The following is a 15,380-nucleotide window of genomic DNA, read 5'->3' as shown; positions in this document are numbered from 1 at the left end:
CACCGGTTCGTTTTCCGCCTCGACCGATTCTCGAGGCGAATTCCCGCATTCTAGCGTGTTGAGCGCAGCCCTCGATATGACACCAGACACGTTCTGCGTCTCAGCCCCGACGCTGGGCGATCCTGAAACGAGAGGCCGAGCCGTGGCACTCGCGTCCGTTCCCGGCCAGCACTGATCGGTTTCGAGACCTCCGGCCCGCACTGGTCGGTTCGAAACCGGTCGCAGCGCTCGAGACGGGGCGACAGTCAGACCTGACGATCGGTGCCCCCCGAGTGGTGGTGGGCCGCTAGACGTCGCGATCGATGACGAACTCGGTGAACTCCTGTAGCTCCTCGTGGGCTGTCTCCTCGAGGTCGAGGTCAGCGATCGACTCGCGAGCCTCTGCGGCGAGCGCGAGGGCTCGGTCGCGGGCGTAGTCGATGCTGCCGGCGTCTTCGATGATCGACAGGGCCTCGAGCACCTCCTCGTCGGTGTTCGTGTCCGCGGCGAGGATCTCCTGGAGGCGGGCTGCGTGCTCGGGTTCACTCTCTCGGATGGCGTGGATAACGAGCAAGGTTTTCTTCCCCTCGCGAACGTCGTTGCCGAACTCCTTGCCGAACTCGCCGGCACGTCCGAGCGAGTTCTCGACGTCTAAGATATCGTCGCCGATCTGGAACGCGACCGAAGTGAGTTCCGCGTAGTCGGCGACGGCGTGTTCGACCGCCGTCGGCTGGTCGGTGACGATCGCTGCCAGTCGGGCAACGATCCGTCCGAGACAGCCCGTCTTGCAGGCACACATCTCGAGATATTGTTCTGCCGTGATTCGGACGTCGCGTTCGTTGTGCCAGCAGATGTCCATCCCCTGTCCGAGATGGGTCCGGTTGAGTTCGTACATCAACATTTCGTAGGCGGCCAGCCGTCGTTCGGGTGGGAGATCCCCTGGATTCTCCATCAACAGTTTCAACGGCAGAAAGTACATCGCGTTGCCCGCATTGAGTGCAACGTCCTGGCCGTAGATGTGATGAAGCGCGTCGTCGCCACGACGCATCGAGGCTTCGTCCTCGACGTCGTCGACGATGATCGTCCCGTTGTGCAGAATCTCCGGAATGCAGGCGTACGGCAGGTACGCTTCGGGGTTCTCGCCGAACGCCTCGACGAAGACGAGAAAGAGCACCGCTCGCCACCGTTTGCCACCCCGGTCGAGCAGGTCCCACAGTGGATCCGAAAGCGCCCGCTGAATCCCCTGTGGATCGTACTCGTAGGTTGGTTCGCCGAAAAACGTCTCCAGATATTCGGCGTCGATCTCCTGTGGGACGAGGTCGGCGATCGCCTCGTCGACTGCCGGCCGCCACTCGGCAAGCGTCTTCCGCATACCCATCCCGAGACGGAGCGCCCTCAAAAAGATTCAGTTCTTCCTGCCTGAAATCAGTTGTAGAGATTAGAGTTTCGGCTGATGTCGATCCGTCTGGTGCGTTGTCACCCGACGTCGATCCGGTGTGGGCGGAACAGTTACACAGCCCCGAGTTCAGTACACAGTTATGTCAGACTGGATTGGTGACCGCTTCACCAGCGACGTCGGCTGGACGCACCTCGAGCAACTGGTCGATCTCGAGAACCGGATGGCAGGTAGCGACGGCGAACGCGAGGCCGCCGAACTGACCCGCGACGCACTCGCCGAGGTCGGCGCGCGCGAGGCCCGACTCGAGCCCTTCTCGATCCAGGGATGGACCCGTGGCGAGAGTTCGATCCACGCCGGTGGGACCGAGCAGTCCTGTATCGCACTGCCACGAAGCCCCGCCGACGTCGGCTCCGGACCGCTAGTTGACCTCGGCTACGGCCTGCCGTCCGACTTCGAGGCTCACGACGTAGCAGGCGCGGTCGTCATGGTCCGCAGCGACATCCCGAGCTACTACGATCGATACATCCACCGCCGGGAGAAGTACTACCACGCGGTCGAGAACGGTGCGGCTGGCTTCATCTACCGAAACCACGTCGAGGGCTGTCTACCCCCGACCGGCAGCGTTGGGACCGCGGACGATCCGATCGGGCAGGTTCCGGCCGTCGGCGTCTCGAGCGAGGTCGGTGCGCGACTGGCGCGGCGGTTCGACGGCGAGGAGGTCGAGGTCCGCGTCGACGCCGACGTCCATCAAGCAGAAAGCCAGAACGTCCACGCCGAACTGGGTCCCGACACGGACGAGCGCGTCCTCGTGACGAGCCACGTCGACGCCCACGACATCGCCGAGGGCGCACTGGACAACGGGGCAGGGACAGCCATGGTCGTGGAACTCGCAGCCGCTCTGGCCAACCGCGAAGACGACCTCGAGACGCGCGTCGAGTTCGTCGCCTACGGCGCAGAGGAAGTCGGCCTCGTCGGCTCTGCCCATCACGCGGAGACGACCGATCACGACTCGATCAAGGCGATCGTCAACAACGACGGCGTCGTCCGCGGCCGAACGCTCGAGTGTTATACGCACGGCTTCCCCGAACTCGAGGCCGCAGCCGAGGACGTGGCCGATCGATTCGGGCACCCGATCGAGACGATTCCCCGGCTTGGCCCCCACAGCGACCACTGGCCGTTCGTCCAGTGGGGTGTCCCCGGCTATCACGTAATGAGCCGAACCGGGAACGTCGGCCGCGGCTGGGGCCATACCTTCGCCGATACGCTCGAGAAACTCGAAAAGCGCGACCTTCGCGAACAGGCGATCCTCCTGACCGACCTCGTGGTCGACCTCGCGAGCGACGACTTGCCGATCGAGCACCGCTCGCCCGAAGCCATTGCTGCCGATCTCGAGGCTCAGAACCTCGCCGAGGGGATGCAGATTACGGGCGACTGGCCGTACGACGAGTGAGATGGACTGCTGTTCCGAGTTCTCGGTGCAGCGGTTTTGTTGAAACCTTCAATTAGTGATAGATTCCAGTAAGCTTGCTGAATAGATAGCGCGAACTTTTTCCGCGTCGGGTTCGCCTTCGGCGAACCGCTCGCGCAAAAACTTCGATGAAAAAGGCGGACTGCTCGGCCTTCGGCCTCGCCGTCCGGGAACCGCGCTCGCTTCGCTCGCGCGGATGCTGAGAATGAATCCACCCTCTGTATGCAGCAGTCAACTCTTATCATGTACTGAGGGTTTTAACAGAACCGGTGCAACCGCAAAACGGGCCGCGGGTGCGCCGTTAGTGATGGCCAGAAGTCCATACGAGACGGACCGCGTACCGCGACCGTCGGTCCGATCTGTGGCCTGTCGACCCCCGCACGTTTTTGCTCACGACCAGTGAACGCCGTATCATGTGTGGCGCGCTCGAGGACGATCCGCTCGTCGGAATCATTGGCCCAGCAGACGGCGCAGTCGATCCAGCGGCGCTCGAGGCCACGGTGGACGATCGTGGCGGGAGGGCCGTCACCGGCGGACGCGAGACCGTCCTCGAGGCCGAGCCGTCACTGCTGGTCGTCGAGGGGGAAGCCGACCTCGCGGCTGTCGCTCGCGCCAGAGCCACCGTTCCGACCCTCGTGGTCGGCTCAATCTCCGGTGTCGAGACCGTCGAACCGGCCCAGGCGACGAGCGCCCTCGAGTCTGCGCTCGCGGGATCCGCCAGGGTTCGCCGGCTCCCTCTTCTCGAGGTCGACGTCGAATCTCGCGGTGGCGACCTCGAAACGGCAACGGAGGCGAACGAACACACCGAACTCGAGCGGGCGCTGTTCGACGTCACGCTCGTTACCAAAGAACCCGCCCAGATATCCGAGTTCGGCGTCTACAGCCGCGACGAACTGCTCGAGGCGGTCCGTGCGGACGGGATCGTCGCCGCCACGCCAGCCGGAAGTCATGGCTACACTACCGCGCTCGGCGGGCCGTTGCTCTCTGTGGGCGTCGACGGCGTCGCCGTCACCCCTATCGCCCCGTTCGTCACCCGAACCCCTCGGTGGGTCGTCCCAAGTGACGACATCGTCCTCAGCGTCGAACGCAACGAGGCGGACGTCACGCTCGTGGTCGACGGGCAGGACCGCGAGACGCTCACGATCGGCGCTACCGTTCGGCTCTCGAGCCCTGGCGGTCTGCCGGTCGTCGTCCCGGCGCCGAACTGTGACTCATCATGAGCGTCAAAAACGCGTGAGCTGACTCTCCGATCAGCTCTTGTAGGGCTCTTCGTCCCGGTAATTGTTCGGATTGACGTTCTCGAGGGCGTCGTTCTCACGCTCTGTCGACCGGTGTTCGATGTCCTGGCGGCGTTGCTCTTCGTCCTGACGTTCGCGGGCCGCTTTTTCTTCTTCGGTGAGTTCGTCGTCTTCGTCGCCTTTGTCGTCCTGCGAGCGCTCTTTTGTGAGTTCGACGTTCCGCCCGTGTGATTCCTTGCCAGTCTCGTCGGTGTCGTCAGACATAGTGATCCCAACCAGGGCTACCGGCGAGCGTCGAAAAGTAATTCGGCTTGCAACGGTCGGCCTGTCGAAACAGGGCGGCTCGTGTCTCAGGGCGGCCGTTACCAGGGTTCTCCCGAGGCGAGGTCGACGTCGCTGTCGCCCTTTTCAGAGGGACAGAGGTCGGCGAGGACACAGTCGCCGCAGTCCGGGTTTCGTGCGTCACAGACGGCTCGCCCGTGGTCGATACAGAGGTGGGTGAACTGCTGCCAGTAGCCGTCGGGGACGAGCTCCATCAGTTCCTGCTCGATCTTTTCGGGGCGGTTCTCCTCGGTGAGCCCCAGCCGTCGGGAGAGTCGCTGGACGTGGGTGTCGACGACGATCCCCTCGACGACGTCGTGGCCGTGCTGGAGGACGACGTTCGCCGTCTTCCGGCCGACGCCCGGGAGTTCGGTCAACTCGGACATCGTATCCGGCACCTCGCCGTCGTACTCCTCGAGAATCAACTCGCACGAGTCGCGGACGTAGCCCGCCTTGCTGTTGTAGTAGGTGATCGAACTCAGGTCCTCGGCGAGTTCATCCTGGGTGGCGTTGGCGTAGTCTTCCGGCCCGTCGTACTTCGCGAAGAGGTGTTCGGTCTCTTTGTTGACCCGCTCGTCGGTGCACTGGGCCGAGAGGATCACCGCGATGAGCAACTCGAGTCGGTTCGAGTACCGCAGCGAAATCGTCGAGTCGGGGTACTCGGCCTCGAGTCGCTCGACGATCGCTTCGGCCTGTTCCTGGCGGCTCTCGCGTGGGGTTCCCATGAGGATGAGGTAGGAGTGGGGTCGTTTCAGCGTTCGGGTTTCCCTGTCGTCCACCCGGCGGTCCTCGGGAAACGAAGCCCGTCGACTCGTACACTCGTACTCGATCACCTGCCGGGGACAGACTCCGCGTCTCGAGGGGGTGTGGCGGTCGGTTCGCCGACGACCAGCCGGTCGGGTAACTCGGGTGACGGTTCTCGACCGAGCGTGAGGAGGCGTTCGATGCGAGTGATCTCTTCTGTAGTAGTAGCTGTCTTCTCGATCTGCTCGAACTCGACGGCCACGCCGGCAGGATCGGCGCTGATCCGGACGACACAGAGCTGATAGGAGGGGTAAAATACCGGCGGGAGCACGCCAGCGACGACGTCGCGATGGTGGAATCGCTTCAGCCACGTCCCGCTGTTGACGAGCAACCGACCGTCAATCTCGCTCACGCCCGGGCGGTGAGTGTGTCCATAACAGAAGATCGCAGTTTCCGGGTGGTCGGCGAACACCTCGCGGGCAGCCGCCGCGTACGGCTCCTCAGGGTCGACAGTGAGGTCCGTCTCGAAGACCCCGAACCGATCGACGGTCTGTCTGAGGTCACGGAGAAAGAAGTAGAGCGGGATGCCCACGAGGATGAGCAGGCCGGCGATCGCCGCGTTGACAACGAGGACGAAGTGGACGGCCTCGCCGACGAGCCCCAGTCGGGCGAGCGCTGCGTCCGCCGTGTCGACCGGCATGGTCCAGAGTCCAGCCACGTCCAGTCCCGCCAGCACCGCGATGACGAGACTCACGTTGAGCAGCAACAGGAACGGAATCACGGCATACCGCAAGAGCGGATTCATCTCGCGGTAGAAGTACTTCGAGAAGAGCCAGCGCGGCACCCGCTCGGTCGGCGTGACAGCCTGAACGTCTTTCAGCCAGTTGTATCGCCCCCGCTCGGACAGTCGTCCCGCCCGGCTCGTCACGTGGGTGTTGTAGAAGTACCCCATCGGCGTCTCGTACGGATTGCCGAAGTCCTCGAATCGGTTGTTCGGATCCTGCTGGTTGCCGTGTTCGAAGTGGACCGTCCGATCGCCGACCGGGCGGGTGATCGACTCCGCCCGAACGAGATCGACGTTGTAGGCGGCCAGTCGCTCGACGTACTCGTCGTAGGCGGCGAGTTCGTGGTCGTGGTTGCCCGGTAACATCGTGATCGGAATCGACGCCCCCGTCGCACGGAGCTGCTCGAACAGTTCCGGATAGCGCTCGGTCAGCGCCTCGAACTTCGCCAGTCGCTCGACCTCGGTGAACTCCCAGAGCCCGAACGCGTCGCCGTTGACTATCAGCTCCGCGTCCTCATCGGTTGTCTCTAACCGCTCGAGAAAATCGAGCAACTCCTCGAGAAAGTCGACCTCGCCCAGCTGATCGTCCCCGCCGATGTGGAGGTCGCTAACCACGTAGTAGACCGGTCCTTCGGCGTCGTCGGCCATAGCGTCGAACGTCCCACGCCGAGACATATATCGTTGTCCTGCCGGCGCGTACGCTCACCACCGAGCGTACCCGAAACCCCGCTTTCGGGACACTCCGGGACTACGACGTCCAACGTGAACGTCGCTCGAGGGGCGGCCACCTCGACCCCGAGGGGTCGGAGAGATGCCGTGACCTTTATGCGACCATCACGTCCGTGATAGGATATGAAAGCCACCGCGATGGCCCACCCCATCCAGGGACTCATCAAGTACCACGGGATGCGCGACGAGATCGAGCGGCTCCCCTATCACGATAGCATCAGCCTCTGTACGGCCCCGAGCCACACGCGAACGACCGTCGAGTTCTCGATGGACTACGACGATGACACCTTCGTCGTCGACGGCGAGGAACTCGAGGGGCGTGCCGCCGAACGCGTCGAAGCCGTCGTCGAGAAGGCGCGTTCGATGTCTGACGCCGCTCACACCGTCTACCCGGTCCGCCTCGAGAGCGAGAATAGCTTCCCATCGAACGTCGGCCTCGGCTCGTCGTCGTCCGGCTTCGCAGCCGCTGCGGTGGCGCTGGCCGAGGCTGCCGACCTCGAGTGCTCGCTGCCGGAGATTTCGACGATCGCTCGCGTCGGGTCCGCATCTGCAGCTCGAGCCGTAACGGGTGCGTTCTCGCAACTGTACACCGGATTGAACGACGAGGACTGTCGCTCCCGACGGGTTCCGACGAACCTCCACGAGGACCTGAAGATCATCGTCGGACTCGTCCCCTATCACAAAGAGACCGAAGACGCTCACCGCGAGGCCGCCGACAGTCACATGTTCCAGGCCCGGAACGCACACATTCACGAACAGATCGCCGAGATGCGCGACGCCCTGCGAAGCGACGACTTCGAGCGGACGTTCGAACTCGCCGAACACGACTCGCTCTCGCTCGCAGCGACGACGATGACCGGGCCCTCCGCCTGGCTCTACTGGCAGCCCGCGACGCTCGCCATCTTCAACCGCGTGCGCGAACTCCGCGAAGAAGAGGACATTCCGGTCTACTTCTCGACCGACACGGGTGCGACCGTCTACGTCAACACCACCGACGAGCACGCCGAGTACGTCGAAGAAGAGATCGCCGACTGCGGCGTCTCCACGACCGTCTGGGAGGTCGGCGGCCCAGCGAAATTGCTGGACGACCACCTGTTCTGAGACGAACTTTGGCTCTGCGTGTGGGCGCGTCTTCGCCGCGCCCTCGGTAAAATCTCGAGAGAGCTTCGTTCCCGCTTGGCTTCGATGAAAAGCCTCCCACCCTCCGTTTCGAACGTACAGCGGTTTCCACATCGTTGTCGGCCCGCTCGTGGCGATCGACGGGGCAACGCCCGCCTTTCCGCAATTCGGGTGACCAACCGCGTATGGCAGCCTGAATCAGAGACTGAGCCCAGCAATGTACTGAGTCAATCGTCTACTGGAAGCCAATAGAGGCCCACCTGGTCAGACAGTAACACCCCATTCCCATATGGAATAGGACGGTTTGGTGAAACTGGATTCCATGTATATCGTCCCTGTTCAGTACCGGTCTCACGGTCAACCACAACTAGAGCCATTTCAGATCCAATATACATTACAAAATCATCTGTACAGACAGGTGCACGGTCGGCGCCGGCATGCTTCTGGAATGACCCCTCTGATTTGGCGGTCCAGATTATCTCCCCTTCAGATATGGCTGTGAGCGTTCCAGAATTGGTTAATGTATAAACATGCCTATCATCGACAGCAAAACCCCAATCACCAAGTCCGGGCTCCGTTATCTCCCATAATATCTCCCCCGTCTCTATATCGAGCGCAGTGATCAGTCCATTGCCATCGTTTCCAGCGACGTATAAAATATCCTTTTCAACAGAAATTTGCGTACCATAGGTATCCAAATCTGCAAGAACAGCAACTTGGTCTCCACTAATCGCAATAACTGTGCCGCGGGAGGTCAAAAGATAGCCAGTGCCGTTCTCAGAGAAAGCTGCTGAGGATATTGTACCATCAACTGATGTAGTCGTAACTATTTCGCCAGTATCGGCATTATGGATGCTCACAATGCTATCTGCCAGATCCGGTGTTACGAGAATTTGGTCGCCAGTAGCTTTGATAGATTGAGGGGGAACCTCTAACGGAACGCTCCAGGAGACCTCGTTATCTGAGAGACGTACTAATTTTTCTGAACCTAACACGAAGAGGTCATCATCAATGTAAGCTGCTCCAATGGGAAGAACATAATCAAAGGTCCGTTCATACTGCCCGTCTGTCCCAAATGTAACAACTCCCTCGGATCCATCTATGAGAAATGTATTTGTTTGTGAGGTAATAGGTGGGGCTCGAATACTTCTGCTGTCAGTGTTCCAGGTTTGAACTTCAAGGATATCCTTTTCAAATTCTCCACTCACGTATCCGTGATATCGATTCATTGGGTCGCCACCTTGTTGTGGCCATTCTTCAGTGCCGAACGCCGATATTCGCTCGGCTGGCGAGTCATTCCTAGCAGTCGAATTCATGGAGAGACAACCGGTTACCAACGACACAGCTATTAGGCTAAACGAACGGCGTTTCATATTCACTGTTTCACTCCTTTATCACTTGGTTCTTTCCTAAACCCGTATCTAGTGGAAATGGCTAACGGAAAATATAAATAGAAGTGTATTTAATTATAGGTTGGCAATGATGGATAAAACCAATCGCCGAAAGGTGTTGGCTGGAATAGGGTCATTAGCAGTAGCAGGATCAGCAAAGACCGTTAGCGGAAAAGGAGATGGTCGCGAAGTATACTCTATTAGAGGAAGTTTACAAAACCCGATTAGTCAAGATGAAATACTGGAATTGATCCAAGCCGTAGCTGAACAAAATGGAATTGATTCTAAAGACGTTATCAAACCAATTCCCAGTTCGAAAGGTGAACTCGTGTCATATGTTGTTACCGCAACCAACAATACAATTCATAGTGATTTCGGGTTTGCAGTAAATAAACGGGATCAAGCCGCACTTCATCAGAGAAATAAAGACAAACAAAAAGAATTTAAAGAAAAATCTGGGTCTGAATTTCAGACACAAGATACTAGTGACTGGTCTGCGGTTTACGATGATGATATAGTCACTGAAAATTGCCCATATGGCTCACTACAGAACAAATATGTATTGTACCGAAGTGATGAGGACCCTAGTCACTTCGCGCTACGTGATGAGACTTGGGCGTACCCTGGAATGATGGATCGCATATGTGATTCTGGCTATCGCATTGCCGATGGAATGACAACCCACAACTGGGGGCGTGGAGGTCATGAGATGGATTTCGATTATCATACCCCTCGTGATGACGGAAACCGAGACGGCACTGTATCGGTCGCCTTAGAGGCAAGTAGAGACCCAAGTATTGAAATTGGATACGAAGTGGAAGTTGGAGGTACATATTATGAAGATAGTTCAGTCGAATACCTAGATGTGGGTGAATGGGAATACGAATCCACAGGTAGTTCCGCAGAAAGTACATCAATTCTTGACACGAACTCCCTTGCCTATCGTGAAAGTTATGAAGGCGATTGGAAGGAACTTGTTTACTTAAGTGGAGAATGCGACTTTTACGATGGAGAGAACGTAGAAACAATAGAACACTCTGTAAGTCTCACACAGTAGATTTCGTCTCTACATTCCACTATTTACTAGTAGTTGGGATTCACAAAATTCTACATTTGATTTGAGATGTGATTATGGCGCTTCCCCTTTAGGATAACTCCTGAATATTTCACTAATTGAGGGTTTAACAGAGCAGTTCCCTGCTATTCGAGTGCCCATTCAAAGCGACTGCCATCCTCGAGGCGAGTCGTTCAGCCGCTCGCAGCCGCCATCGGTGACGACGACCAGATCCTCGATGCGGACGCCGAACTCACCCTCGAGGTAGACGCCAGGTTCGACGCTGAACACCATTCCGGGCTCGAGTTTGCGGGCGTTCTCGCTCGTGATATAGGGCGGTTCGTGGACGTCGAGGCCGACGCCGTGGCCGGTGCGGTGGATGAACTCGTCACCGTAGCCGCGTTCTTCGAGTACTTGCCGGGCGGCGCGGTCGACCTCGCGAGCCTCGACACCGGGGCCAGCAGCCTCGACGCCAGCGTTGTGGGCTTCGAGGACGGCCTCGTGGACATCCAGAAACCGCTCTGACGGCTCGCCGTCGAAGACGACCGTCCGGGTCTGGTCGCCGGGATAGCCCTCAACCCAGGTGCCGAAATCGAGGACGACGGGATCGCCGGATTCGATCTCGCGGTCGCCGTGGCGATGGTGTGGCCGGGCACCGTTCGGCCCGCTGCCGACGACGGTCTCGAAGGAGACGCCGGAACCGCCAGCGTCCTCGAGCCGACGGTCGATTTCGGCGGCGAGTTCGGCCTCCGTCATGCCGATCGCCTCGCCAGCGAGTGCCCGGATCTGCTCACTGACGTGGTCTGAAATCCGCGCGGCTTCGCGGAGAGCTTCGAGTTCCGCCTCGTCTTTGCGGATACGCAGGTCAGAGAGCACCTCGCCAGCCAGGCCGAACGAGGCGTCAGGAAATGTCGCCCGCAGGTCCTGGGTGAACAACGCCCACATGCGGTCGTCGACCAGGAGCCGCCCACTGCCGATGTCGAGGTCGTCGCCGACCGCCTCGAGCAGCCGTGTCGGGTCTTCGTCGTCGCTCCACGTTCGGACGTCTTCGACGGGAGACGCGTCGCGAATCTGGTGGTCGTACATCTCGGGCGCGACGAACAGCTCCCGCTCGGGAGTGACGAACAGGAACAGGTGCCGTTCCATCGGCTCGTCTTCGAACCCCGAGAGGTAGGTGAGGTTCGAACTCGGAAAGCAGACCAGTGCCTCGAGGTCGCGCTCGGCTGCGGCCTCGCGGGCGCGTTCGAGTCTGTTCTCGATGACGGATGACTCGGTCATGGTGATTGGGTTTGGGCGATGTCGTCTTCTATCATGTCGATTTGGATCTCCGACGGTCGGTTTCTTCCCAATCGATGTCGTCGTCGTCGGTGATCACGACGCCGTACTCCTCGCGGGCCGCCTTGCGGGAGACGTAGCCATCGATCACGTCCTCGCGGACGGCTTCGGGGTCGCGGTCGAACGGGTCGCCGTAGCCGCCACCGCCGCCCGTGCGGTTGGAGATGACCTCGTCCTCGAGGAAGGTCCCCCGGAACATTCCGACCCACTGTCGGTCGTCGTCGTAGATGTCGGTGTTGTCGACGAGTACCTGGACGCGCTCGTCGGCGTCGTCGTGACACTCGAGGACGACGCCGTTTTTCGCGCCAGGGTCGCCGCCGTCGATCCCCCAGCCTGGTTCGCGGGTCTTCTGGACGATCGAGAGCGCGCCGACGGGGCTCTCCATGCGGAAGTCTCGCCGGAGGCCGAGGCCGCCGCGGTATTCCCCTGCACCGCCTGAATCCTGTCGAAGCGAGAGTTCGTCGAACGAGACCGGGGCCTTGCTTTCGAAGACCTCGATGGGGATGTTCTGGACCATCGTTTCGGTGATATGCATGATCGCGGTGGCCCCGTCGTGATCCGTCGTCCCGCCCCAGCCGACGGCGTCGTTGTTTGCCTCGACGAACTGGCGGCCCGTTTCGGGGTCCTCGCCGAACAGCATGATGTCGTTCAGATCGCCGCCCGAACTGGCCGGGACGCGCTCGGGCATCGCTTTCGCGAGCGCCTTGAACACGACGTCGACGCTGACGATGCCGGTCCAGATGGTAAACGTCGGCGCGGGGTAGCTCGCGTTGAAGACGTTGCCCTCCGGTGCGTGGATCGACAGCGGCTCGTACTGACCGGCGTTCGACGCTTCCTCGGGCGTCGTGATCGTCTTGAAACAGAGTTTGCAGACGGTCTCGGTCATCCCGCGGGGGATGTTCAGCGGCCCGTCGACCTGCTCGGCAGACCCCGAGAAGTCGACGTGGACCTCCTCGCCGTCGATCGTCACCTCGACTTCGATCCGGATGCCGTCGCCGGTCGTCCCGTCGGCGTAGTCGACCGCCGACCACGCCCCGTCGGGCAACGCACGGACGGCCTCGCGAGCCGTCCGCTCGCCGTGGTCCTGGATGCGCTCGATGCAGGCGTTGATCGTCTCGCCGCCGTACTTCTCGTGGAGTTCCCGGAGTCGACGTGTTCCGGTCCGGATCGCAGCGATCTGGGCGTTCAGGTCTCCAAGCACCTTATCCGGGAGCCGAGAGTTAAACCGAATCAGGTCGAGCACCTCCTCGTCGGGCTCGCCACGCTTGTGGACCTTCGTACCGGGAAAGATGACCCCCTCCTGGTGGACGTCCGTTGAGTCGAGGACGTATCCTTCGTCTTTCGCTCCGAGATCGAGCCAGTGAGCCCGCGTCGCGGCGTAGCCGAGCAGTTCGTTCTCCTCGCGAGGCACCTCTGGACCCTCCTGGAAGATGGGCGCGAAGACGCCCACGTCGAGCGTGTGCGTCGAACTCCAGTAGGGGTAGTTCATCAGCAACACGTCGCCCGGCTCTATGTTCTCCTCGCCGACGTGTTCGACTAGCTTCTCGAGTGCGTAGTCGTTTGCGCCGAGAAAGAGCGCCAGTCCCGGCGAATCGGCGATCAGGGTGCGGTCGCGGTCGTACAGCGAGATCCCGAAGTCTAAGATCTCGTAGATGATCGTGTTGTACGCGGTCCTGACCAGCGTTCGTTGCATCTCCGTCGCAGCCGAGGTGAGGTAGTTGCGCACCACCTCGACGGTGGCGGCGTCGATCGTCGTCTGGCTGTCCGTGTTTGGCTCGCTCATGCAGTGTCACCTCCGGTGATGACGAGTTGGCCATACTCGTCGACGGTCGCCGTCTGATCCGAGTGAAAAACGATGGTCGTCGTCGGCTCCCGGACGATCGCCGGGCCGTCGAGCTGTGCTCCCGCCCGCAGATCGTCGCGGTCGTAGACGTCGAACGCGGTTCGTTCGCCCTCGGCGAAACAGAACGCGTCCCTCGTCCCGACAGGTTCGGGCGAGACGTCGACCGGCTGCTCGCGCTCGAGCGGCGGTTTGTCGTTGCGTCCGACAGCGCGTACTCGCTGGTGGACGACCTCCGCCGGATCGTCCATCGTGTGGCCGTATCGGCTCTCGTGATCGGCCTCGAAGCGATCGCCGAGGTCGGCGATCGACTCGAGTTCGTTCGCATCCACCTCGACGGTGTGTTCCTGGCCCAGATAGCGCATCTCGAGGGTGTGCTCGAGATCGATCGCCTCGGCGTCGAACCCCTCTGCCGTGAGCGTCTCGATGGCCTCGGCATCTAGGGCGTCGAACGTCGACTCGAGGGCAGACACCTCGAGATCGGTCAGCGCCTCGATGTTCGTCCGCGAGAAGTCGTAGACGACGTCGGCCATGAGCATCCCAAGCGCGGAGAACACCGACGGTGCCGTCGGGACGACGACCTCCTCGACACCCATCTCACGGGCGAGCAGGGGGACGAGCATCGGTCCCGCGCCGCCGAACGAAAGCATCGAAAACTCGCGGGGATCGAGTCCCTTCTCGATCGTGAGTTCGCGGATCGCGCCGACGGTATTTGCGAGCGTGACGTCGAAGATCCCCCGCGAGACGGCCGTAACGCTCGAGCCGAGCGGTTCGGCGAGCGTCTCCTCGAGCGCGCCTCGTGCGCCGTCGGCGTCGAGTTCCATCTCGCCGCCGAGGAAGTCACCGGGATCGACGTATCCGAGCGCGACGGCCGCGTCGGTGACGGTGGGTTCGGTTCCACCCTGTCCGTACGCGACTGGTCCCGGATCGGCACCGGCGCTCTGGGGCCCGACCTTGAGGAGTTCGCCGTCGAGCCAGGCGATCGAACCGCCACCGGCACCGATCGTTCGGATGTCGTAGACGGGGATCTGCAGCGGCTGGTGCTCGAGTCGGGAGTCGTACTTTACCGCAGGGGAACCGTCTTCGATGACGCAGGCGTCGAGGCTGGTCCCGCCGACGTCGACCGTAATGAGATTCTCGCGGCCAGTCTCGCGGCCGACGTGGGACGCACCGATGAGTCCACCGGCGGGGCCAGAGAGGATGGTATGTACCGGCGCGTTGGTCGCCCTGTCGGCGGTGAGCGTCCCGCCACCCGATCGGGTGATGAAAAAGGGTGCGTCGAACCCGCGCGCTGAAAGCGCCTCGTCTACCTCGTCGACGTACGTCTCGAAGATCGGTTTGATGTAGGCGTCCATCACGGCCGTACTCGTTCGCTCGTATTCGCGATACTCGCGCGTGATGTCGCTCGAGATGGAGACGCTGACCGTCGGGTAGGCCTCGCGAACGATCCGGGCGGCCTCCCGTTCGTGGGCTGGGTTTCGATAGGAGTGAAGGAAACAGATGGCGATCCCCTCGACACCTCGCTCCTCGACGAGCTGTGTGGCGGCTTCCCTGACGGCCTCGGCGTCTAGTGGGTCGACCTCCTCGCCGGTGGCGTCCAGTCGGCCCGGGACGCCGACGCGTCGCCGTCGGTCGACGAGCGTCTCCGGTTTCTGGTAGCGAATGTCGTACATCGACTCCCGCTCGACGCTCGTGCGTCCGATCTCGTAGACGTCCCTGAAGCCCTCGTTCGTGATAATTCCCGTCGTCGCGCCCGTCCGCTCTAAGACGGCGTTCAATCCGAGCGTCGTCCCGTGAACGAACGCTTCGGTCTCCTCGAGGGTCGCATCGACCTTCTCGACCGAGGAGACGACTCCGGACGCCGGCTCGGCGGGGGTCGTCGACGCCTTCTCGACGGTCACGTTGCGGGTCGAGCGATCGAACGTGATCGCGTCGACGAACGTCCCACCGATGTCGACTGCAAGTCTCTCTGTCACGTA

General features: G+C 61.2%; 12 protein-coding genes. 4 read left to right on the top strand and 8 right to left on the bottom strand.

Features of this window, described 5'->3' with window-relative positions:
* Positions 1-286: 286 nt before the first annotated feature.
* On the bottom strand, positions 287-1,351 hold the full coding sequence (locus tag AArc1_RS10670; protein ID WP_117364352.1) for a polyprenyl synthetase family protein: 1,065 nt from the start codon (positions 1,349-1,351) through the stop codon (positions 287-289).
* Between the two features lie 166 nt (positions 1,352-1,517).
* On the opposite strand from AArc1_RS10670, the gene AArc1_RS10665 reads away from it, so the two are divergent.
* The gene (locus AArc1_RS10665; RefSeq protein WP_117364351.1) at positions 1,518-2,828 is read left to right on the top strand and encodes a M28 family peptidase; all 1,311 of its coding nucleotides are present in this window, start codon (positions 1,518-1,520) and stop codon (positions 2,826-2,828) included.
* Positions 2,829-3,259: 431 nt separating this feature from the next.
* Entirely contained in the window at positions 3,260-4,066 is an 807-nt protein-coding gene (locus AArc1_RS10660) for an NAD(+)/NADH kinase (RefSeq protein WP_117364350.1), read from the top strand.
* A 30-nt stretch (positions 4,067-4,096) separates the two neighbouring features.
* On the opposite strand, the gene AArc1_RS10655 is transcribed toward AArc1_RS10660, so the two are convergent.
* From AArc1_RS10655 to AArc1_RS10645, 3 genes are all read right to left on the bottom strand, one after another.
* The gene (locus AArc1_RS10655) at positions 4,097-4,348 is read right to left on the bottom strand and encodes a hypothetical protein (protein WP_117364349.1); all 252 of its coding nucleotides are present in this window, start codon (positions 4,346-4,348) and stop codon (positions 4,097-4,099) included.
* Between the two features lie 98 nt (positions 4,349-4,446).
* Entirely contained in the window at positions 4,447-5,130 is a 684-nt protein-coding gene (nth, locus tag AArc1_RS10650) for an endonuclease III (protein ID WP_117365866.1), read from the bottom strand.
* 104 nt (positions 5,131-5,234) lie between these two features.
* Entirely contained in the window at positions 5,235-6,581 is a 1,347-nt protein-coding gene (locus AArc1_RS10645; RefSeq protein ID WP_117364348.1) for a metallophosphoesterase, read from the bottom strand.
* Between the two features lie 204 nt (positions 6,582-6,785).
* On the opposite strand from AArc1_RS10645, the gene mvaD reads away from it, so the two are divergent.
* On the top strand, positions 6,786-7,763 hold the full coding sequence (mvaD, locus tag AArc1_RS10640; protein ID WP_117364347.1) for a phosphomevalonate decarboxylase MvaD: 978 nt from the start codon (positions 6,786-6,788) through the stop codon (positions 7,761-7,763).
* Positions 7,764-8,008: 245 nt separating this feature from the next.
* On the opposite strand, the gene AArc1_RS10635 is transcribed toward mvaD, so the two are convergent.
* Positions 8,009-9,010 (bottom strand): outer membrane protein assembly factor BamB family protein, encoded by a 1,002-nt coding sequence (locus AArc1_RS10635; RefSeq protein WP_161958291.1) that lies wholly within the window; start codon positions 9,008-9,010, stop codon positions 8,009-8,011.
* Between the two features lie 250 nt (positions 9,011-9,260).
* Between AArc1_RS10635 and AArc1_RS18485 the strand changes: the two genes are divergently transcribed.
* Positions 9,261-10,229 carry a hypothetical protein gene (locus tag AArc1_RS18485; protein ID WP_133412240.1) on the top strand — a complete coding sequence of 323 codons (969 nt, stop codon included), beginning with the start codon at positions 9,261-9,263 and terminating at the stop codon, positions 10,227-10,229.
* Between the two features lie 159 nt (positions 10,230-10,388).
* On the opposite strand, the gene AArc1_RS10630 is transcribed toward AArc1_RS18485, so the two are convergent.
* Genes AArc1_RS10630 through AArc1_RS10620 form a run of 3 tightly spaced genes read right to left on the bottom strand, consistent with a single transcriptional unit; the run spans position 10,389 to position 15,377 of the window.
* On the bottom strand, positions 10,389-11,504 hold the full coding sequence (locus AArc1_RS10630) for a M24 family metallopeptidase (RefSeq protein WP_117364345.1): 1,116 nt from the start codon (positions 11,502-11,504) through the stop codon (positions 10,389-10,391).
* Between the two features lie 31 nt (positions 11,505-11,535).
* Positions 11,536-13,344, bottom strand: coding sequence for a hydantoinase B/oxoprolinase family protein (locus AArc1_RS10625; protein WP_117364344.1), 1,809 nt, complete (start codon positions 13,342-13,344; stop codon positions 11,536-11,538).
* Complete coding sequence (locus tag AArc1_RS10620; RefSeq protein WP_228442314.1) at positions 13,341-15,377, bottom strand: hydantoinase/oxoprolinase family protein; 2,037 nt, start codon at positions 15,375-15,377, stop codon at positions 13,341-13,343. The genes AArc1_RS10625 and AArc1_RS10620 overlap by 4 nt, the downstream gene beginning before the upstream one ends.
* Between the last annotated feature and the right edge of the window lie 3 nt (positions 15,378-15,380).

The sequence above is a fragment of the Natrarchaeobaculum sulfurireducens genome, assembly GCF_003430825.1.
Taxonomy (GTDB): domain Archaea; phylum Halobacteriota; class Halobacteria; order Halobacteriales; family Natrialbaceae; genus Natrarchaeobaculum; species Natrarchaeobaculum sulfurireducens.
This window is presented reverse-complemented; position numbering and strand designations above follow the sequence as displayed.